The organism is Dokdonella sp. (genome assembly GCF_041395345.1).
Taxonomy (GTDB): domain Bacteria; phylum Pseudomonadota; class Gammaproteobacteria; order Xanthomonadales; family Rhodanobacteraceae; genus Dokdonella.
Map to the genome: position 1 here is coordinate 138,598 of NZ_JAWLAR010000007.1, position 19,475 is coordinate 158,072.

Genomic DNA, 19,475 nt, shown 5'->3' on the forward strand with positions numbered 1-19,475 from the left:
CCGGAAGCGCGGCTCAGAATGCTCCGAGCGCATGCACCTTGGCGATCAGGGCGCGCTGGATATTCGGATGCAATGGCTTGTGCCAGTTGACGATGACATGCGGATGTTCGGTCTTGATGAAGCCGGCGGCTAGAGAAACCTCAAGCGCGCGGGGGTCCCCGCAATGGCCGAAGAAGGCATCACAGCAATCGGCATACTTGCGAAATGCGTACTTCACGATGTGGAACCAGAGACCACCCGCATCGCGCAGTGCGCTTCGCTGCGCCTCTGTCATGCGCCGCACCGTATCGCCGTTGGTGCATGAGCCTCCGGACAGATAGACATCACCAAACGGCATCATGTGCGAATAACCGGCCAGATGCAGGCTGCCCTCGGCATCCCGATACAGGCCCACGAGATGTCGCGGTTGGCCAGGCGGCGGATGGCCGAACTTGCGCTTGAACAAGTCGCTGACCAGGAAGTCGCCGTGGTCAATCTCGGTGATGGTGATGAATTCGCGCAGGCTTTCCGGCAGGCCTTCGCGCGCATCGAAGTGTTCTCCGCTATGCATGATCGTGCTCACTAGAACGGTTCAAAGGAGTGTGCCTTGGCTATCATCTGGTCCTGCAGCCTCCGCTCGACTTCTCGCGTCCAGTAGACGAGCAGACGATCGTGGCGGGTCGACTCAAACCCGACCGCGCGATCCACGCGCTCGGCCAGGGCGTCGCCGCAGTAACCGAATACAGCCGAATAACGCGGGCCAAAGTGACGCAGGGCCCAGCCAAGCGTGTGCTGGTACAGCCCGCCGGAAGCCCGGACGCAGTCGCGTTGCTCGGCGCTCATCCTGCGCAGGACGCGATCATCCACACAGGCGCCGCCACCCAGCAGGATGTCGCCGCAATCCGTGAAGTGGATGTAGCAGGCCACTGAAAACCTGCCATCAGGCTCGCGGAAACAGGCGACCACATGATGCGGAAATTCCGGAACCGGCAGCTTGTATTTGCGCTGGAACAGTTCCGTCGCGAATGCCGGCCCCTGTTCGGCCTCGTTGATGATGATGAAGTCGTCGATGTTGCTCATTTCAACAAACCTCCTACTGATCCGGTCTGTTGTGAACGCCATGCGGAACGTGGCCGGTAGCCACGTGCTGTCGTGCCGAATCGACATTGAGCATGGAGTCGTCGAAGAAGATGTCTGCACCAAAGGCTTCAAGGAACGGCCCTTTCGAACGGCCGCCGAGAAACAGCGCCTCGTCCAGGCGCACGCCCCAGTTTCGCAGGGTAAGGATGACGCGCTTGTGCGCCGGTGCCGACCGCGCCGTGACAAGCGCGGTGCGAATCGGAGAATTCTCTATCGGGAAGGCGGCCTGGATACTGTGCAGCAACTCGAGAAAGCTGCGGAAGGGTCCGACTGCCAGAGGCTCATTGACCCGTTCGGTCTCGTTGCGATGAAAGGCTTCCAGTCCTTCATCCCGGGAGACGCGCTCGGAATCGTCGCCAAAGATCACCGCATCGCCATCAAACGCGATACGCAACTGTTCCGAGGGCAGTTCTGGCGCCTTGGATGGAAGAATGGTTGCCGCCGCCACTCCCGCCGTTAGCGCACGCCGCACATCATCGACATTCGCGGAAAGGAAAAGGTTGGCGCCGAAAGGGTGCGCATAGGCCGCAGTGGGGGCGCCGTTGGTGAAAGCGGCGCGGACGATATCAAGCCCGTAGTGCTCGATGGCATTGAAGATGCGCAGTCCCGTATCGGCAGAGTTTCTCGAGAGCAGGATGACTTCGACCCTCGGGGCCTCCGGAGCCAGCGAGTTCAGTCGCAACAGCTTCTGCACCAGCGGAAAGGCGATGCCGGGCGCGAGCAACTCGTCTTCATGCGCGATCTGGTAGCGCGCGTAGGCATCCAGTCCCTGGCGCTCGAACAACTCATGGCTGTCGCCAAGGTCAAACAGCGCCCGCGAAGAAATCGCCACGACAAGCTTCTGCGTGGAGACCTGTTCTTCAGGAGGACCAGGGGAAACCGGAGTGCTCATGCCGGTGATCTTAAGGCAATGCCGGCAGATTCGCCCACGAACCGATGCCAGGCGCAGGCAAACGCTGCTGCACTCAAGCGGCCTTGCGTCCAGTGCAGACGGCCAGTGCCTCGAGGACGCGATCAACGCTTCGTTCGTTGCTACCTGCGCCCATCAGGCCAATCCGCCAGATCTTGCCGGCCAGTTCGCCGAGACCTGCACCGATCTCGATCGAGAATTCGTCGAGCAGACGCTTGCGTACTTCCATCTCGCTGACGCCTTCGGGAACCACGACTGCATTCAGCTGGGGCAAGCGCGACTCTTCGGCGACCAACAACTCGAGGCCCATGGCATCCAGACCCTTCCTGAGTCTCAGATGATTGTGACGATGTCTGGCAAATGCAGCGTCAAGTCCCTCTTCGCGCAGGATCAGCAGGGCTTCATGCAGCCCGTACAACATGTTGATCGGAGCGGTATGGTGGTAGGCGCGCGCGCCGCCACCTTGCCAGTAACCCATGATCAGGCTCAGATCGAGGAACCAGCTCTGCACCGGTGTGCGCCGGGATTTCAGGGCCTCTACCGCCCGTTCGCTGAATGTTACCGGCGACAGCCCCGGCGGGGCGGACAAGCACTTCTGAGACCCGGAATAGATGGCGTCCGCGCCCCATTCGTCGGCAAGCAAGGGGATGCCGCCCAGGCTGGTGACCGCGTCGACAATGCTCAGGGCTCCATGCTCCCGGGCCAGCGCGCACAGCACCGCGGCATCCGATTCGACACCCGTCGAGGTTTCCGCATGCACGAAGGCGAGCGCCTTGACGCCCGGATTGGCCTTGAGTGCGGCTTCCGCCTTTTCAAGGTCAATCGGCTTGCCGAAAGGATCACTGACCATGATCGGCGTCGCTCCGATGCGCACGACGTTTTCACGCATGCGAGCGCCAAAGACGCCGTTCTGGCAGACGACCACCTTGTCGCCGGGTTCGATCAGGTTGACGAATGCCGCTTCCATGCCCGCCGAACCCGGGGCAGAAATCGGAACGGTCAGCGCGTTGCGGGTCTGGAACGCGTAGCGCAGCAACTCCTTCAGCTCTTCCATCATGCCGATGAAGCGGGGGTCGAGGTGGCCAATGGTCGGACGCGCAATGGCATCAAGCACGCGAGAAGATACGGGTGAAGGACCCGGTCCCAGCAGGAGGACGTCGGGTGGCTGAAAACTGGACATGGAGTTCCTTGTCGAAGTCATGAAGGGATGGAGACAGCAGGGACCGGCTCAGATTCGGGACAGTGCCTGGTCGAGATCGGCAATCAGCACGTCCGCCTCTTCCAGACCCACCGAGAGTCGGACCAGATCCAGCGATACCGGCGATGCCGAATGCAGCGGCGCGTTGGGCGGAAACACCGCACAAACCGGAAACGCCAGTGATTCGTAGCCACCCCAGGACACGGTCATGAGGAATCGCTGCAAGGCATCGCAGAAGCGCTCCACGCCGGCAACGTCCTCGGCATCGAGCTCGATGGTCAATAGGCCGCTGGAGCCGCGGAGCTGGCGCTCGGTCAGGCCGAGTTGCGGATTCGATGAGGCTTGCGGATGGTAGACCTGCCGGATTTTCGGGTGCCCCTCGGCAAAAGCCAGTACCTTCGCGGTTGTCGCGGCAATGCGCTCCATGCGCACAGCCAGGGTGCGCATGCCGCGCAACAGAAGCCATGCATCGTGCGGCGAAAGAATGGCCCCGAAGGTCATGTACGGGCCCTTGAACACATCGCGCAGGATCGCCTGGCTGCCGCACAGCATCCCGGCCACGACATCGCTGTGGCCATTGAGATACTTGGTTGCCGAATGCACGACGAGATCAATGCCGTCGGCAAGCGGCGACTGGTTGAGCGGTGTTGCGTAACTGTTGTCGCAGAGAGTCCGGATACCGCGTTCGCGAGCCAGTGCGGCGACGGCAGCCAGATCCTGCTGTTCGTAGGTCATCGAGTTCGGACTCTCGAGAACGATGAGCCGCGTCGCGGACTCGAGAGCGCGCTCGAAGTTGCCGGTATCGGTGCCATCCACGAAGGTGGTGGCTACGCCAAATCGCGGCAACAGGTCACGCAGCAGACTGCGCGTCCAGCTGTAGGGTCGGGCCACACAGACGACGTGGTCTCCACTGCGCACGCTGGCAAATACAGCCGCGGCAATCGCAGCGGCACCGCTGCCGAATGCAAGACAGTCCTCGGCGCCCTCCAGTGCCGCCACCTTCTTGCGCAGGATCGCGACGGTGGGATTGTTGCCGCGCGTGTACATGTGCTCGGCAAATTCATCCGAGAACCCTGTTCGCATGTCGGCCACGCTCGGGAAGGCGAAGATGGACGACTGGGTGATCGGCGGGACCACCGCTCCGTGATATTTCTCGCGCTCCTCGCCGAGGTGGTTGAGGATGTAGCTAAGGTCCATGGATATCCTCGTCGCCGATGCGTTCGAGCCGGGTCAGTCTGACCTTGCTGATCTCGGAGTGCGCACCGCTGAGGTAGGTCTCGATGCGTTCGAGGCTGCCATCGGGCTGCCGGACAAATTCGAGCCGGTGCAGATGCGAGGCATCGGGGTCGGCCAGGTTGCTGGCATCCAGATACTCGAACACGAATCGCTTGCCGTCACTTGAACCCATGACGAGTCGCGGCTGATTGCCCTGGCCGCAGTAGTGGGTAGCCATGAGCCTGCTGCCATCCAGATGCACGACCGAAATCGTCTCGCCCGATGCGCCCGGCTGCCAGGTCTCGACAAGAACCGAGCCGCGCGCACTTGTCGCATAGTCGATTCTCAGGCTGCGACCACGCTCGGTCACGCCTTGCCACTGGCCGACAATACTCTTCAGCTGCTCGAAGGCCTGCGCACTGTTCGAGTCGGCCGACACGGCCCGAGCCAGGCTGAGCAGGATCACGACCAATACGGCTTTCACTGCGCCAGGCTCCTTACAAGCCTGGCGGTCTCCTCGCCTATCTGGGCGTCGCGCAAGGCCATGTGCAAAGTCGCCTGGACCAGTCCCAGTTTGTTGCCACAGTCGAACCGGGTGCCTTCGAAGCGGTAGGCCAGAACCGGCTTTTCGTGCAGCAGCGCCTCGATGGCGTCGGTCAACTGGATTTCTCCACCGGCACCCGGCCGGGTGTTCTCAAGCAATCCGAATATGTTCGAGGGGAGTACGTAGCGTCCGACGATGGCCAGGTTGGATGGCGCCGCCGCAGGATCCGGCTTTTCCACGACCAGCCGAATACGCGCGGCACGTTCCGAGATCGGCTCCGCATCCACAATGCCGTATTTGCGCGTGTCCGCGTGCGGCACTTCCTCGACCGCAAGAACACCCGCGTCTTCCCTCGCGGCCACTTCCGACATCTGTCGCAATGCGCCGGGGCGACCGGAACCGGGGTTTCCGTTCCAGATCAGATCATCGGCAAGAACGACACCGAAAGGTTCGTCGCCCACAACCGGCCTTGCACAGAGCACGGCATGACCGAGGCCCAGGGCTTCCGGTTGGGTAACGAAGACGCAGCGGACATGCCTCGGCAGGGTGCCCTGCACCAGCGCAAGCAGATCTTCCTTGCCCGATCTGGCCAGCTTGCTTTCAAGCTCGTAGGCCTTGTCGAAATAGTCGGCGATGGCATGCTTGTAGCGATTGGTCACGAAAATCAGGGTGTCGGCGCCGGCATCCACGGCCTCGTCGACTGCGTACTGGATCAGTGGCCGGTCCAGCACGGGCAACATCTCCTTGGCAACCGTTTTCGTTGCTGGCAGGAATCGTGTACCCAACCCGGCTACCGGAAAGACCACTTTGCGCAAGCGCCCGCTACTCATCGAATCAATCTCCAGGACCGGAATCAGGAAGGACGCGCTGCAAACGGAAGGACCTCTGCTGAACTCTCGATGTCACGCACCTCGAATTCCGGCAGAAGAGAATCAAGTATCCGGCGCAACTGCGGCTCATCGAATTCGCGAACCGCGAGTTCGGCTTGCTGCATCTGCATCGCGAGCAGGCTCCACGCCATCAGGCGCGGCTGCGCCAGGTAGATTTTCGCGTGGGTCGTTGCCTGGTAGTTCTCGAGCGGGTGGAACAGCTCTTCGAACAGTTTCTCGCCAGCACGCAAACCCGTATAGGCGATCTCGATGTCACGGCCGGGCTGCTTGCCGGCAAGCAGGATCATCTGTTCGGCCAGGTACGAAATCTTGACCGGCTCGCCCATGTCGAGGGCGAAGATCTCGCCGCCCTTGCCGAGCACGCTGGCCTGCAGGATCAGCTGACAGGCTTCGGGAATGGTCATGAAGTAGCGCGTGATCTCAGGGTGAGTCACCGTGACCGGCCCGCCCTTGCGTATCTGCTCGCGAAACAGCGGAACCACGGAGCCGGCAGAATCAAGCACGTTTCCGAATCTTACCGTGATGAACCGGGTGTTCGACTGGGTTGCAAGGTTCTGGCAATAGATTTCCGCTGCGCGCTTGCAGGCACCCATGATGCTGCTCGGATTGACGGCCTTGTCGGTGGAAATCAGCACGACGCTTTCAGCACCGTGGCGATCGGCGGCCTGCGCGACCACTTGCGTACCCAGCACGTTGTTGCGGAACGCTTCGCGCAGCTGCTCCTGCAGCAAGGGGACATGCTTGTAGGCAGCGGCGTGAAAGACCACCTGGGGCCGCGCCACCGCGAAGACCCGCTCGCAGCCAGGCTGGTCTCCACAGTCACCAATCCGCGCGTCAAGCAGCAGATCGGGAAATTCCCGCCGCAGTTCCTGCTCGATTCGATAGAGGTTGTATTCGGACAACTCAAGAATGGTCAACGCCGATGCACCGAGGCGGGCGACCTGACGGCACAATTCCGATCCGATCGAACCGCCGCCGCCCGTCACCAGGACGCGCTTGCCGGAGATCCCGGTCCGAATCGATGTCCAGTCGAGCTGCACCTGCTCGCGCCCAAGCAGGTCCTCGATGGCCACTTCCTTCAGTTCACCGAAACTCGAGCGTCCGGCCACGACATCAGCCAGTCGGGGCATGGTCCGGAATGGCAGGCCGGTCTGCTCGCACAAGCCGACCACGCGCTGCATCTGCGGGCTGGTCGCCGAGGGCATGGCGATAAGCAGCATCTGCGCTGCGGTTTCGCGCGAGAGCTCGGGCAACTGTTCGAGATTGCCCAGCACCGGCACACCATGGATGCGTGCACCGCGGATCTGCTGGTTGTCGTCGAGGATGCCCACCAGGCGGTATCGATTCTCGCGTACGAGGCCACGCACCAGCGTGTCTCCGGCGCGACCTGCACCGAGCACAAGAACGCGCATCGCCGGCGAACGCGAGAGAAAATCGAGCCGGCTGTCCTTCCAGTAGCGATAGGCCAGTCGCGGCAGTCCCAGCAGGACCGCGAGCACCGGCGGATACACCAGCAGAACCGTACGCGGCACGGTGGCCAGGCGATTGTAGAGAAACAGGGTGATGGCGATGGCCAGCGCACCGAGGGTCGCCGCGCGAAGGATGTTCCACAGGTCCGGCAGGCTGGCGAACCGCCACAACCCCTTGTACAGACCAGTCATCCAGAAGATCGAACCTTGAGCAGCCAGCACCAGCCAGACCTCGGGACCGAACAGGCCGAGTTCCGGGCGCTCCGCCTCGAACGACCACCGAAATGACGTGATGGCGGTCCAGGTCAGCCAGACCATCGTCAGATCGTGGACGACCACGGCGAGGCGGGGATGGATCTTGGCGATGACTTTGTTGATCACGATCCGTTGATCCGTCGTTTTCCGAGACAGTAGCGCTTGCCGAAAATCCAGGCCACGACCGCAAGTGCATAGACGGCCAGCATGGCCTGGCTTCCCTGAACCTTCCCGCTCAAGTTTCCGGCATGCGCATTCAGTGCGCCACACCAGTACAAGGCTGGCAATACAACCAGCAGATTCCAGCCCATATACAGGCCAACCGTGCCCTTGTGGCTGAATCCGGAACGCACCAGCCACTGATAAAGGTGTTCGCGGTGCGCACTATACCAACGTCGGCCACTGAGCATCCGTGAAAGCAGCGTGCAGGTGCTGTCGACCATGAAGGCCGAAACCGCTATCAGTCCCGCCATCCAGAGTGCGGGTGTGGCCGCGATTTGCCAGCCGATGGCGACGGCGACCAGCAGTCCGACGACGCCGCTGCCGACATCGCCCATGAAGATTCGCGCATGCGGGAAATTGAAAGGAAGAAATCCGAGCGTGGCCGCCGCAAACAGGGCGATCGTCCATGCAGCGTCACCGCGGCCCGCCTGCGCGCAGATCCAGGCCAGCACGACAAGGACGAACACCGCCTGGCAGGCCAGCAGGCCATTGATGCCGTCCATGAAATTGTGCAGGTTGATCGACCAGACGACGGCCACGCAACAAACCAGCATGGCGGCCGCCATCCAGCCAGCGGCCGGATTCGCCGCCCATTCTGCAGCAAGCAGGAGGAGTGCCGGCAAGCCGAGCAGGACCGCGGCCGCCCAATGCGCGCCCAGGCGCAATCCCGCACCGAGGCCACGGTGGTCATCGATCCAGCCAACGATCGCGACCAGCGAGATCGCTGCAATCAACATCAATAACGCTGAGGGACCCCAATGGACCTGGCTCTCGCCCCAGTTCAGGGAACCGTCCAGCGCAAATCCCTGGAGTACCAGTCCCGCCACTACCGAAATCACGATCCCGATGCCCCCACCCCTCGGCGTCGGCAGGTCATGCGATCGCCTCCGGCCAGGATGATCGATCAGTTGACGACGGTGTGCGTAGCCGATGCTCAACCCGGTCAGACAGGCCGAAAGCAGAACGAAAGCCGGTAGCAGGGCGAACCAGGCAGCATCGATGCCCTGCATTCGACTACTCGCCAACCACGCTGTGGATGGGCCTGACCGTGCTCCAGTTCTTGCAGCTCGGACACTGCCAGTGATGCGCCTTGGCACCGAAACCGCAACGCGTGCAGCGGTACATGGCCTGCCCCTCCAGCAACTTCCGGGTCAGGTCGCGCTGGATCAGCAGACTTTCCCGGGCCTCGTCGCGGGCGGTGTGAAGATTGGCGTCGATCAGGGCGACCAGGGCTCGCACAGACGGACGCTGGTGCAACTGGCGGGTCAGGAATTCGACGGCAGCCTTCTCGCCCTGGGTCCTGCTGTAGAGACTGGCCAGTGCCAGCACCGGCGAAACGCCCTGATAGCGCTCGGTCATGTTGAGCAGGAATTCTTCCGCTCGCTGCATGCATTGGGCCTTGGCATAGCAATCGAGCAACGGCGACAGGATTTCCGGCACATAGTCGACATCGAGGTCGGCGACATGCTCGAAGGCCTTGATGGCAGCGTCGAGATTGTCATTGGCAGCTTCGATATGACCACGAATCATGCTCGCCCGTACGCAATCAGGCTCGGCATCGAGGGCTGCTGCAAGGCATTCCTTGGCGCGCTTCCAGTCGCGGGCTGCGCGCGCCTGCTCGGCAAGCTCGCAATGGAACTGGGCGATCATGGCGCCACAGGACTCGCCGGTGGCCGCCTCCAGCCGGGTGGCGTTTTCGATGGCCTTGTTCCAGTCACGTTCATGCTGGTAAATCGACACCAGATGGGTCAATGCGGAAGGCGCAAGCGCGTTCATCGAAACCAGATCGGTAAACAGGGTCTCGGCTCGATCAAGCAGGCCGGCGCGCATGTAGTCTTCGCCAAGCTCGAGCAGAGCCACTGTCTTTTCTTCGTCACTCAGGCTTGGCCGTGCGATGAGATTCTGGTGCACGCGGATGGCCCGGTCGACCTCGCCCCGGCGTCGGAACAGGTTACCCAGTGCAAGATGCGTTTCAACCGTATCGCGGTTGTACTCGGCGAGCTTCAGGAAGACTTCGATGGCCTTGTCCTGCTGCTCGTTGAGCAGGTAGTTCAGGCCGCGGAAGTAGTTGCTGGAAAGCTCGCTGACACGCGCGCCCGAGGTGCGCTCACTTCCACGCCGGGCCACGTACCAGCCGGAGAAAGCGGCAACAGGCAGCAACAGGAAAAGCAGGGAGAGTTCGCTCATGCGTCGCCAACAGGATTGCCGCCGGTAGACAGTTCGGCCCTGGATTCGCCAAGCATGCGCTTGCAACGACGCAATTCGCTTCGCAGCCGCCGCACCCGCAAGAACCAGACCAGCAAGCCGCCAAGCACCCAGCCCAGCAGCAGGGCCGCCAGCAGTGCCGCACCCTTGGGCAGCTGCAGCTCGGCCAGATAGAAATCGAACTGGATACGCTCGGAGTTCAGGGCACCAAAGGTCGCGCCAAAAGCGACCGAAATCAGGATCATCACCACCACGCCAAGTCGCATGACCAACGTCTCCAGGGGAGATTCGCCAATCGGCGAGTCTATCAGGCTGCTGAAATTCCAATCAGTCGGCGCGATGCGGCGGCGAAAGGAGCCTCAGCTGCTCGTCTACCGCATGCAAATTGCGCTTTTCCACTCCTTCTGCCCTGCTTCGCGGTCGTCTGAGCGCACTACAACAGCCTGCAAGGGTGTACCGAGGAAAATCAGTGGGCGTTGTCCGTGGAAACGTGGCGCTTGCCGCCGTTTACGCGCTCACGCAATTCCTTGCCGGGCTTGAAGTGTGGCACATGTTTGCCGGGCAAGGCGACCGCGTCGCCGGTCTTCGGATTTCGTCCCATGCGCGGTGGTCGAAAGTGCAATGAAAAGCTGCCAAATCCGCGAATTTCGATACGATCGCCATTGGACAGTGCGTGCGTCATCTGTTCCAGCATGCTCTTCACAGCCAACTCGACATCATTGGCCGCCAGATGTTGCTGGCGCGCGGAAAGTGCCTCGATCAGTTCGGATTTGGTCATCGCTGGTCGCACAGTTGTCGGAACAAAGAAGTGCCCACCACCTCCGTGGTGGGCACCATGGATTCAATGACAGATCCAATGCAACGATTCTGCCATCCCGCTATTACTCGCGGTTGAACTTCTCTTTGAGCAAGGCACCGAGCTGTGTGGTCGCACCGGTCGAACCCTGATAGTCGTCAAGTACGGATTGCAACTCTTCCTCGTCCTTGGCGCGAATCGACAGTTGCAATACACGGCCCTTGCGATCCATGCCGATGAACTTGGCTTCAACCGGATCACCCACTTTGAAATGCAGGGTCGCGTCGTCAACGCGCTCCTTGGCGATGTCGTTGGCGCGCAGATAGCCTTCGATGCCTTCACCGATATCCACGGTGACTCCCTTGGCATCCACTTCCCTGACGGTTCCGTTGAGGATGCTGCCGCGCGGATTGTTGGCCATGAACTGACCGAACGGATCCTGCTCGAGCTGCTTGATGCCCAGCGAAATGCGCTCGCGCTCCGGATCGACGGCGAGAACGACCGCCTCGATATCGTCGCCCTTCTTGAAGTTGCGCACGAGGTCTTCGCCAGCCGCTGCCCAGGAGATGTCGGACAGGTGGACCAGGCCATCGATGCCGCCATCGAGACCGATGAAGATACCGAAATCGGTGATCGACTTGATCTGACCCGACACCTTGTCGCCCTTCTTGAAGATGGCGGCAAAGGCTTCCCACGGATTGGCGCGGGTCTGCTTGATGCCGAGCGAGATGCGACGACGCTCTTCATCGACGTCGAGGACCATGACTTCAACGTCGTCGCCTACCTGCACGACCTTGGCCGGGTTGACGTTCTTGTTGGTCCAGTCCATTTCGGAAACGTGGACCAGGCCTTCGACGCCGGCTTCGAGTTCGACAAAGCAGCCGTAATCGGTCACGTTGGAAACCTTGCCGACGGCCTTGGTGCCGCTCGGGTAACGGCGGCTGATGGCGACCCAGGGATCTTCGCCGAGCTGCTTGAGGCCGAGGCTGACGCGATTGCGCTCGCGATCGAACTTGAGCACGCGGACGTCCAGCTCGTCGCCGACATTGACGACTTCGCTCGGATGACGCACGCGCTTCCAGGCCATGTCGGTGATATGCAACAGGCCGTCGATACCACCGAGGTCGACGAATGCGCCGTAGTCGGTGAGGTTCTTGACGACGCCCTTGACGACGGCATTTTCCTGCAGGCGATCGAGCAGCTGTTCGCGCTCGACGCTGAATTCGCTTTCGACAACAGCGCGGCGCGAGACCACGACGTTGTTGCGCTTGCGATCAAGCTTGATGATCTTGAACTCGAGCTCCTTGCCTTCCAGGTAGGAAGGATCGCGGACCGGACGCACGTCGACCAGGGAACCGGGCAGGAATGCGCGGACGTCCTTGATGTCGACGGTGAAACCGCCCTTGACCTTGCCGGAGATGCGACCGATGACGCTCTCGTTGGCAGTATGCGTTTCTTCCAGTTCGTCCCAGACGAGAGAGCGCTTGGCCTTCTCGCGCGAGAGCATGGTCTCGCCGAATCCGTTTTCGATGGAGTCGAGGGCGACCTTGACCTCGTCACCCACTTCAATTTCCAGCTCACCTTCTTCGTTGCGGAACTGCTCGATCGGAACAATGCCTTCGGACTTGAGACCGGCATTGATGACGACGACGTCGGAACGAATTTCCACAACAGTGCCAAGAACGATCGATCCCGGCTTGAGGTTGGCGATCGACTGGCTCTGCTCGAACATCTCGGCAAAGCTTTCGGTCATCGCGGTTTCGGCAACACTTGCGTTCATGTAGTTATCCAGAGGAGACAACAGGCCGCAATCAAGGCGTGGCACTCTGGCTCACGCAACGTCGATTTCGACCCACCTGTCGAGGGCGTGCAAACACGCACACCGTGAATTACCGGCACGAATGCCGGACCGTTTCCCTTTTGCACGCCTTCAGGCTGGACGAACCACCGAGAGCACCGCAGCGACTACGCCAGCGACCGGAATACCTGTGGTATCGATCGTCAGAGCATCCACTGCAGGTCTGAGCGGAGCCACCGTTCTGGAGGCATCGCGCTCGTCGCGCGCCTGTATCTCGCGCAAAAGGGCGGCAAGGGTAACATTCAACCCCTTATCCTTCAACTGCTTATAGCGCCTTCGCGCCCTTTCCTCGGCACTCGCGGTAAGGAATACCTTGTGCCCGGCATCCGGGAATATCACGGTACCCATGTCGCGTCCGTCCGCGACCAGGCCAGGAGCCTTGCGAAAGCCTCTCTGCTTCTCGAAAAGGGCGCGCCGAACGCCCGGAAAGGCGGCAATGGCGGAGGCTGCGGCGCCTGCCGTTTCGGTTCGCAATTCATCGGTCGCGTCATGGCCGTTGACGATGACCCTCGTCTCGCCCCCTTCGGCGGGGACCCGAAAGCGGATCTTCGTCGTCTCGGCACAGCGGCTGACGGCGTCTTCGTCCGACAGGTCCAGCCCCTCGGCACCTGCGGCGTAGCCGACTGCCCGGTACAGGGCACCGGAGTCCAGCAGGTGCCAGCCCAGTTGCTCGGCCACCAGTTGACTGATCGTGCCCTTGCCCGAGCCCGAAGGGCCGTCAATGGTCAAAACGGGAACAGGTTTGTTCGGCATGCCGGTCAGGAATTGGAATCTGGTGCTGATTGTAACGTCGTGGCATCGCCGATGTTGCTGAGGAATTGCATCATCTCCCGGTCGAACGGGGACGACGCACTCAAACCGCCCGGATCGAAAAGCCGCTGCCATTGGCCAGATCGAAAAAGCCCGGAAACGAGGTGGCCACATTGGCGCAATCACCCACTTCCACTTCCCCGTCGGCGACAAGCCCGGCCACGGCGAAACTCATGGCCACGCGATGATCTCCGGCCGCTTCGATGCGTCCGGAACCGATGGTGCCCCCGCGGATAAGTGCGCCATCGGCCTGTTCGCTGACTTCCACGCCCAATGCGGCCAGTCCGCGCGCCATGCTGGCAATGCGGTCGGACTCCTTGACCCGGAGCTCGCTCGCCCCGCTGATGCGGGTGCTGCCGGACGCGGCAGCCGCCGCCACGAACAGGATCGGAAACTCGTCGATCATGTCCGCGACCAGGGCTTGCGGCACATCGATGCCGTGCAAGGGGGCATGCCGGATGCGCAGATCGGCCAACCTCTCCCCGCCCTGCTCGTGCGGATTCTGCTCGGTGATATCGGCGCCCATCATGCGCAGTGCTGCAAGCAGGCCGGTACGTCGGGGATTCACGCCCACCGAGCGCAGGAGCAAATCCGATCCAGGCACCAGGCTGGCAGCGACGATAAAGAACGCCGCCGATGAGAAATCCGCCGGAATCACGACATCGGTCGCGTCGAGCCGATGCCCGCCCTCGAGCCGGACCCGGCCGGGCGAAAATTCCACCGGCCAGCCAAACGCGGCCAGCATGCGCTCGCTGTAGTCCCGCGTCGGATGCGCTTCACGTACTTCGGTTGTTCCGCGGGCGTAGAGTCCCGCCAGCAGGATTGCCGATTTCACCTGTGCGCTGGCCACCTGCGGCGCATGCACCAGACCACGCATCGCCCTCCCGCCGTGAACCAGCAGCGGCGGGAAACCTCCCGGTTGCGCCTCGATGCTGGCGCCCATGGCACGCAGCGGTTCGATGACTCGACCCATGGGTCGCGCCGACAGCGAGGCGTCGCCGATCAGGGTGGTGTCAAACGCCTGTCCGGCGAGCAAGCCCGCAAGCAGACGCATGCCGGTACCGGCATTGCCGCAATCGATCGGCCCCGCGGGCACGGCGAGCCCGTGCAACCCTACACCGTGCACCCTTCGACGCCCGGGCGAAGGGGTTTCGATGTGCACGCCCATGCTGGCGAATGCCGCTGCCGTCGCAAGCGTGTCTTCGCCTTCCAGAAAACCTTCGATCTCGGAAACGCCCTCGGCCAGGCCAGCCAGCATGATCGCGCGATGCGAAACCGACTTGTCTCCGGGCACCCGAAGTTCACCGCGGATGGGGCCGGCTCGGGTACTGGCCCAGTCCAGCCTCGCGCTCACGGCAGGGCCGCCAGCAGGCGTTCGTTCTCGAAGCGGCTGCCGAGGCTGATGCGTATCGTGTTGCCGAGCCCGTAGCCCTGCATTGGCCGCACGATCACGCCGTGCTCGAACAGCCGGGCCTGCAGGGTACTGGCATCGACGCCTAGATCGACCATCAGGAAATTCGTCTGCGACGGCAGCGCCCGATAGCCCCGCTGCGCCAACTCGGTGCGCAGCCATTCGCGCTCATCCCGGGTCCAGCTCAGCACAGTCTCAAGGTGGGCCTGATCCGACAGCGCCGCCTCGGCCGCGGCAAGGGCCAGACCGTTGACATTGAATGACTCACGCAGGCGATCAAGGACGCCCACGACGCCCGGGTCGGCAACCAGATAGCCGACGCGAAGACCGGCCAGCGCGTATGCCTTGGAAAACGTGCGGGTTACGACGAGGTTTGGATACTGCCCGGCAAACCTGAGTGCGGTGCTCAGCCCGGGTGCATCCACATACTCGTAATAGGCCTCGTCGACCACCACAAGGGTGGTCAGCGGAACGTGCTTGAGCAGCGCCTCGAGCTGGCCGTCGTCAAACCAGGTTCCGGTCGGATTGTTCGGATTGGCCAGATACAGGAGTCGCGTATCGGCGCGTACCGCGGCAGCCAGGGCCGCCAGATCGTGGCCCAGCGGTGCAGTGGCATGGTCACCGGGCAACGCCGGCACGCGAATCGCCCGTGCGCCGGCAGCCGCCGTGGCAATCGGAAACACCGCGAATCCGAATTCGGAGAACACCACCGATGTGCTGGCATCCGCAAAACACTGGGCCAGCAGCATCAACAGTTCGTGCGAACCATTGCCGAGCAGGATGCGGCTTGTGTCTGTCCCCAGTCTCCTGGCCAGTGCCAGCTTGAGCGCGCCACCCTGCGGGTCGGGATATCGAAATACCTCCGCCAGGGAATCGCGCATGGCCGCGAGTGCCAACGGGCTTGGCCCGAGCACGTTCTCGTTCGAGCCCAGCTCAGCCAGCTGTTGACCGAACCTGACACGCAGGGCTGGCAAATCATGGCCTGGATCATAGGCACGCAGTCCCTGCGTGGTGGCGTTGGCCAGGGCCGCGGCGTCGAAATTCACGGCACGGCGACCGGGTAGGAGCCCAGTATCTTGATCTGTGCGGCGAACGCGGAAAGCTCGGCCAGTGCCTTCTGCATCTGCTCGTCTTCAACGTGACCGGCAAGATCGATGAAGAACGCGTACTCCCATTTGGCTTGATGCGAGGGGCGCGACTCGATGCGATTCATCGAGATGCCGTGCCGGGCAAACGGACTCAGCACGTTGAACAACGCACCCGGCTGGTCCTTGATGAAGACCAGCACTGAAGTGCGGTCATGACCAGACGGTGGGAAGATCTGTCGACCGAGGACCAGGAATCGCGTGGTGTTGTCGGCGTGGTCTTCGATAGGTCGCATGATGACCTTCTTGAGGCCGTAGACCAGCCCGGCAGACTCCCCGGCGATGGCTGCGGCATCGTCGGCATTGCGTGCGCGGCGCGCACCTTCGGCGTTGCTGCTGACCGGCAGCTTTTCGACATCGGGAAGATTGCTGCGCAACCAGCCCTGAGTCTGGGCAAAGGATTGAGGGTGGGAATAGATGCGCTCGATATCCTCGATGCGGCCGCTGCGCGAAAGCAGATACTGGTGTACGCGCAATTCGACTTCGCCGCAGATCTTGATGTCGGAGGTGAGGAACATGTCCAGGGTGATCTGGATCGTACCTTGCCCCGAATTCTCGACCGGCACGACTCCAAAATCGGCGCCTCCATTGGCCACCTCCTGAAACACCTCCTCAATGCTGGCCAACGGCAGGCCATGAGCCGAACGGCCGAAATGCTTGAGTACCGCCTGCTGGCTGAAGGTTCCTTCCGGACCGAGGAAACCGATCTTCAGGGGCTCCTGTTGCGCAAGGCAGGCCGACATGATTTCACGAAACACGTGCACCAGCACTTCATCGCTGAGCGGCCCCTCGTTGCGGTCGACGACCATGCGCAGCACTTGTGCCTCGCGCTCGGGACGATAGTAGTCGACAGCTGCAGCCAGCGGCCCCTTGGCCAGGCCGACCTGGTGCGCAAATCTGGCGCGCTCGGCAATCAGATCCTGGATCGCACGATCGATCCCGTCGATGCGCTGACGCACCTCACCGAGATCTGGCGAAGTGGTCGGGCGCTGCTCTTCGTTGCTCATGGCATATGTTCCTGGTGGAGTCTCACGGCCGACATCCCGGTCTCGCGGTCCGAACGGAATCGTTGAAGCGACGCCGAAAACGGACAGAGGTTCTCTGGTGAAGGCGGCCTACCCATGACGGCTGGCGAAATCGCGCATGAAGTCGACCAGCGTGCGCACCTGGTCCAGGCTGATCGCGTTGTAGATCGATGCGCGCATGCCGCCGAGCACGCGATGGCCCTTGAGTCCGATCAACCCGGCTGCATCGGCCTCGGCGAGAAAGGCTGCATCGAGTTCGGGGCGCCCCAGGAAAAACGGCACGTTCATCCAGGACCGCGCCGAGGCTTCAACCGGATTCGAATAGAAGTCCGACTGATCAATGGTCGAATACAGCAATTCCGCTTTCGACTTGTTGCGCTCACCCATGGCGACCACACCGCCCTGAGCCTTGAGCCACTTGAAGACCAGCGAAGCCAGGTACCAGCCGTACGTGTTTGGCGTGTTGAACAGCGAACGTCCAGCCGCGTGTTCGGCATAACTGAAAATGCGCGCCATCGAGTCGGGACATCGCTCAAGCAGATCGTCACGAATGATCAGGATGACGAGACCGGAGGCACCGATGTTCTTTTGCGCGCCGGCATAGATCAGCCCGAAACGCGAAACGTCGATCGGACGCGACAGGATGTCCGAGGACATGTCGGCAATCAGCGGTACGTTGCCCACTTCGGGGACGTCCTGGAATTCGACGCCATGGATCGTTTCGTTCGGCGTGTAGTGCAGGTAGCACGCATCCGGATCGAGATCCCATGCACTGCGTGCAGGTATCCGCGTGTAGTGGCTATCGATGGAACTGGCTGCGATGCGCGCCTGCACATAAGGCGATCCTTCGCGGACCGCCTTTTCTCCCCAGGCGCCGGTGACGATGTAGTCCGCAGACTGGTCGGGACGCGCGAGATTCATCGGGATCTGGGCAAAGTGCTGGGTCGCCCCACCCTGCAGGAACAGCACCCGATAGTTGTCGGGTATCGACATCAGGTCGCGCAGGTCCTGCTCGGATTCCTCGGCCAGGTCCATGAAGGCGCGACTGCGGTGGCTGATCTCCATCACGGAGGCCCGCGCGCTTCCCCATTCAAGCAGTTCGGACTGGGCCTGCCTCAGCACTTCTTCGGGCAGCGCGGCGGGTCCGGCGCTGAAATTGCAGCCACGAGTCACGACGTTTTCCTTGTTCGGGGCCGATCCACGGCGATCAGCCAATGTCGCAACAATATGGCGCATTGCAGCATTACCGCAAGCGCTACCCCGCGAGCAAGGCCTTGCCGGGAAGGCCATCAGCGCTCCCGGCTGCAAGATCGCGGGTCTGGTTGCCGCAGACTTGCCCTGTCCTCTGGCGGATGCCGGTCAGTAGTTGCCGAACCACAGCAAGCCGGCAATTCCCAGTCCAATCAGGGCTGCGGCCGCAATCAGCCACCAGACCCCGGAACTGTCGTCTTCCTTTTCGTCTGCCACGACGGGATCGTCGATCTGGATGGCATCCAGGGTTTGCGTGATGGCAGGCGCCATCTCTGCAGGGGTCGGCAGACTTTGACCCCTTGCGGGATACCCGGGTGCCTCGAGCACGAAACGATTGCGGCCGAAAGAAAGCTGATCGCCGGGATGGAGGACGGCACTCTTCACCCGCACGCCGTTGATTTCGGTTCCCTGGCTGGAGTCGAGATCACGAAGATAGATGGCGTCGTCGCAGACGCTGATCGATACATGACGCTCCGACATGCCGGGCTCGTCCAGATCGAGTCCGCTGCTGCCGTTGCCGATCACAAGCTGCTCGCCGATGCTGATGGTCTTGCCGAACTGCGCACCCGATACGCCGCGCAGAACCACCCGCGAGACGGCAGCAGTAGTGCCCCGCGGCGTACTGGCAGGTACGCGCGTGTCGATGATCTCGTCGTGATCGGGTTTCAGAACAGCGGCGACGGCGTCGAAATTGATCACGTCACCCAGCCTGAGCAGAGCCTTTTCGACCACAGGACGGGCGTTCACGTGGGTTCGCGCCTGCGCGTCGAGGACCTCGAGAATCATGCCTCGCTGGTCGACCAGCAGACGCGCATGCCACGGCTTCACGCCGCCCGCGTCAAGAATGACTGTATTGCCCTGCGCCGACCCGATACCGGTGACTCCGCTATCGACGAGCACATCGGCATGTTCCCCGTTGGAAAAGCTCAGACGCATCGGTTCACGGGTTGTCGGAATTGTCGGCACTCTAGCAGGATGCGACAGGACTGGCACCTGCCCCCGCGGCGGTTCACCGAGGTCGCCATGAGCGGCAGGCGACTCCGGCTTGATAGCGGGCGCACCGGCATGACCTTCCCCCATTGTCCCGATTCCCGGTTCCTGCCGGGTGGGGCGAGCTGTTCCGCGGCCGGAAACTGGAACCTTCGTTCCGCC

At 62.1% G+C, this 19,475-nt stretch carries 19 protein-coding genes; all 19 read right to left on the minus strand.

The annotated features are described in order from the left end of the window. Window positions 1–13: 13 nt before the first annotated feature. On the minus strand, window positions 14–562 hold the full coding sequence (locus tag R3F00_RS08235) for a hypothetical protein (protein WP_371281299.1): 549 nt from the start codon (window positions 560–562) through the stop codon (window positions 14–16). Continuing rightward, window positions 562–1,059 carry a hypothetical protein gene (locus R3F00_RS08240; RefSeq protein WP_371281300.1) on the minus strand — a complete coding sequence of 166 codons (498 nt, stop codon included), beginning with the start codon at window positions 1,057–1,059 and terminating at the stop codon, window positions 562–564. Before R3F00_RS08240 ends, R3F00_RS08235 begins: the two co-directional genes overlap by 1 nt. A gap of 13 nt (window positions 1,060–1,072) precedes the next feature. Further along, window positions 1,073–2,011, minus strand: a complete 939-nt coding sequence (locus tag R3F00_RS08245) for a 5'-nucleotidase (protein WP_371281301.1) — start codon at window positions 2,009–2,011, stop codon at window positions 1,073–1,075. Between the two features lie 73 nt (window positions 2,012–2,084). Beyond that, entirely contained in the window at window positions 2,085–3,209 is a 1,125-nt protein-coding gene (locus R3F00_RS08250; RefSeq protein ID WP_371281302.1) for an alanine--glyoxylate aminotransferase family protein, read from the minus strand. 48 nt (window positions 3,210–3,257) lie between these two features. Then, complete coding sequence (locus R3F00_RS08255; protein ID WP_371281303.1) at window positions 3,258–4,424, minus strand: PLP-dependent aspartate aminotransferase family protein; 1,167 nt, start codon at window positions 4,422–4,424, stop codon at window positions 3,258–3,260. Then, entirely contained in the window at window positions 4,414–4,926 is a 513-nt protein-coding gene (locus R3F00_RS08260; RefSeq protein ID WP_371281304.1) for a hypothetical protein, read from the minus strand. The genes R3F00_RS08255 and R3F00_RS08260 overlap by 11 nt, the downstream gene beginning before the upstream one ends. Further along, window positions 4,923–5,816 (minus strand): UTP--glucose-1-phosphate uridylyltransferase GalU, encoded by an 894-nt coding sequence (gene galU / locus R3F00_RS08265; protein ID WP_371281305.1) that lies wholly within the window; start codon window positions 5,814–5,816, stop codon window positions 4,923–4,925. The genes R3F00_RS08260 and galU overlap by 4 nt, the downstream gene beginning before the upstream one ends. A 23-nt stretch (window positions 5,817–5,839) precedes the next feature. Further along, a complete protein-coding gene (locus R3F00_RS08270) occupies window positions 5,840–7,663 on the minus strand; it encodes a polysaccharide biosynthesis protein (RefSeq protein ID WP_371281357.1) in 1,824 nt (607 codons plus the stop codon). Window positions 7,664–7,722: 59 nt separating this feature from the next. Continuing rightward, window positions 7,723–8,832: a glycosyltransferase family 4 protein gene (locus R3F00_RS08275; RefSeq protein ID WP_371281306.1), complete on the minus strand. Its 1,110-nt coding sequence runs from the start codon at window positions 8,830–8,832 to the stop codon at window positions 7,723–7,725. Window positions 8,833–8,836: 4 nt separating this feature from the next. Continuing rightward, complete coding sequence (lapB, locus tag R3F00_RS08280) at window positions 8,837–10,009, minus strand: lipopolysaccharide assembly protein LapB (protein ID WP_371281307.1); 1,173 nt, start codon at window positions 10,007–10,009, stop codon at window positions 8,837–8,839. Further along, the gene (locus tag R3F00_RS08285) at window positions 10,006–10,293 is read right to left on the minus strand and encodes a lipopolysaccharide assembly protein LapA domain-containing protein (protein WP_371281308.1); all 288 of its coding nucleotides are present in this window, start codon (window positions 10,291–10,293) and stop codon (window positions 10,006–10,008) included. The genes lapB and R3F00_RS08285 overlap by 4 nt, the downstream gene beginning before the upstream one ends. A 200-nt stretch (window positions 10,294–10,493) precedes the next feature. After that, the gene (locus tag R3F00_RS08290) at window positions 10,494–10,817 is read right to left on the minus strand and encodes an integration host factor subunit beta (RefSeq protein ID WP_371281309.1); all 324 of its coding nucleotides are present in this window, start codon (window positions 10,815–10,817) and stop codon (window positions 10,494–10,496) included. Between the two features lie 91 nt (window positions 10,818–10,908). Next, complete coding sequence (rpsA, locus tag R3F00_RS08295; RefSeq protein ID WP_371281358.1) at window positions 10,909–12,576, minus strand: 30S ribosomal protein S1; 1,668 nt, start codon at window positions 12,574–12,576, stop codon at window positions 10,909–10,911. Between the two features lie 177 nt (window positions 12,577–12,753). Beyond that, window positions 12,754–13,434 (minus strand): (d)CMP kinase, encoded by a 681-nt coding sequence (gene cmk, locus R3F00_RS08300; protein ID WP_371281310.1) that lies wholly within the window; start codon window positions 13,432–13,434, stop codon window positions 12,754–12,756. Between the two features lie 100 nt (window positions 13,435–13,534). Further along, window positions 13,535–14,845: a 3-phosphoshikimate 1-carboxyvinyltransferase gene (gene aroA, locus R3F00_RS08305; protein ID WP_371281311.1), complete on the minus strand. Its 1,311-nt coding sequence runs from the start codon at window positions 14,843–14,845 to the stop codon at window positions 13,535–13,537. Beyond that, window positions 14,842–15,948: a histidinol-phosphate transaminase gene (gene hisC / locus R3F00_RS08310; RefSeq protein ID WP_371281312.1), complete on the minus strand. Its 1,107-nt coding sequence runs from the start codon at window positions 15,946–15,948 to the stop codon at window positions 14,842–14,844. Before hisC ends, aroA begins: the two co-directional genes overlap by 4 nt. Then, entirely contained in the window at window positions 15,945–17,054 is a 1,110-nt protein-coding gene (gene pheA, locus R3F00_RS08315; RefSeq protein WP_371281313.1) for a prephenate dehydratase, read from the minus strand. Before pheA ends, hisC begins: the two co-directional genes overlap by 4 nt. Window positions 17,055–17,162: 108 nt before the next feature. After that, on the minus strand, window positions 17,163–18,245 hold the full coding sequence (gene serC, locus R3F00_RS08320; protein ID WP_371281359.1) for a 3-phosphoserine/phosphohydroxythreonine transaminase: 1,083 nt from the start codon (window positions 18,243–18,245) through the stop codon (window positions 17,163–17,165). A gap of 186 nt (window positions 18,246–18,431) precedes the next feature. After that, window positions 18,432–19,259 (minus strand): FHA domain-containing protein, encoded by an 828-nt coding sequence (locus R3F00_RS08325; RefSeq protein WP_371281314.1) that lies wholly within the window; start codon window positions 19,257–19,259, stop codon window positions 18,432–18,434. Between the last annotated feature and the right edge of the window lie 216 nt (window positions 19,260–19,475).

Excerpts from the sequence above, each read along its gene's own strand:
- R3F00_RS08255 (WP_371281303.1), bottom strand. The coding sequence starts at position 4,424 with ATGGACCTTAGCTACATCCTCAACCACCTCGGCGAGGAGCGCGAGAAA.
- lapB (WP_371281307.1), bottom strand. The coding sequence starts at position 10,009 with ATGAGCGAACTCTCCCTGCTTTTCCTGTTGCTGCCTGTTGCCGCTTTC.
- R3F00_RS08270 (WP_371281357.1), bottom strand. The coding sequence starts at position 7,663 with ATGGTCTGGCTGACCTGGACCGCCATCACGTCATTTCGGTGGTCGTTC.
- galU (WP_371281305.1), bottom strand. The coding sequence starts at position 5,816 with ATGAGTAGCGGGCGCTTGCGCAAAGTGGTCTTTCCGGTAGCCGGGTTG.
- R3F00_RS08240 (WP_371281300.1), bottom strand. The coding sequence starts at position 1,059 with ATGAGCAACATCGACGACTTCATCATCATCAACGAGGCCGAACAGGGG.
- R3F00_RS08275 (WP_371281306.1), bottom strand. The coding sequence starts at position 8,832 with ATGCAGGGCATCGATGCTGCCTGGTTCGCCCTGCTACCGGCTTTCGTT.
- R3F00_RS08250 (WP_371281302.1), bottom strand. The coding sequence starts at position 3,209 with ATGTCCAGTTTTCAGCCACCCGACGTCCTCCTGCTGGGACCGGGTCCT.
- rpsA (WP_371281358.1), bottom strand. The coding sequence starts at position 12,576 with ATGACCGAAAGCTTTGCCGAGATGTTCGAGCAGAGCCAGTCGATCGCC.
- R3F00_RS08325 (WP_371281314.1), bottom strand. The coding sequence starts at position 19,259 with ATGCGTCTGAGCTTTTCCAACGGGGAACATGCCGATGTGCTCGTCGAT.
- R3F00_RS08285 (WP_371281308.1), bottom strand. The coding sequence starts at position 10,293 with ATGCGACTTGGCGTGGTGGTGATGATCCTGATTTCGGTCGCTTTTGGC.
- pheA (WP_371281313.1), bottom strand. The coding sequence starts at position 17,054 with ATGAGCAACGAAGAGCAGCGCCCGACCACTTCGCCAGATCTCGGTGAG.
- R3F00_RS08245 (WP_371281301.1), bottom strand. The coding sequence starts at position 2,011 with ATGAGCACTCCGGTTTCCCCTGGTCCTCCTGAAGAACAGGTCTCCACG.
- cmk (WP_371281310.1), bottom strand. The coding sequence starts at position 13,434 with ATGCCGAACAAACCTGTTCCCGTTTTGACCATTGACGGCCCTTCGGGC.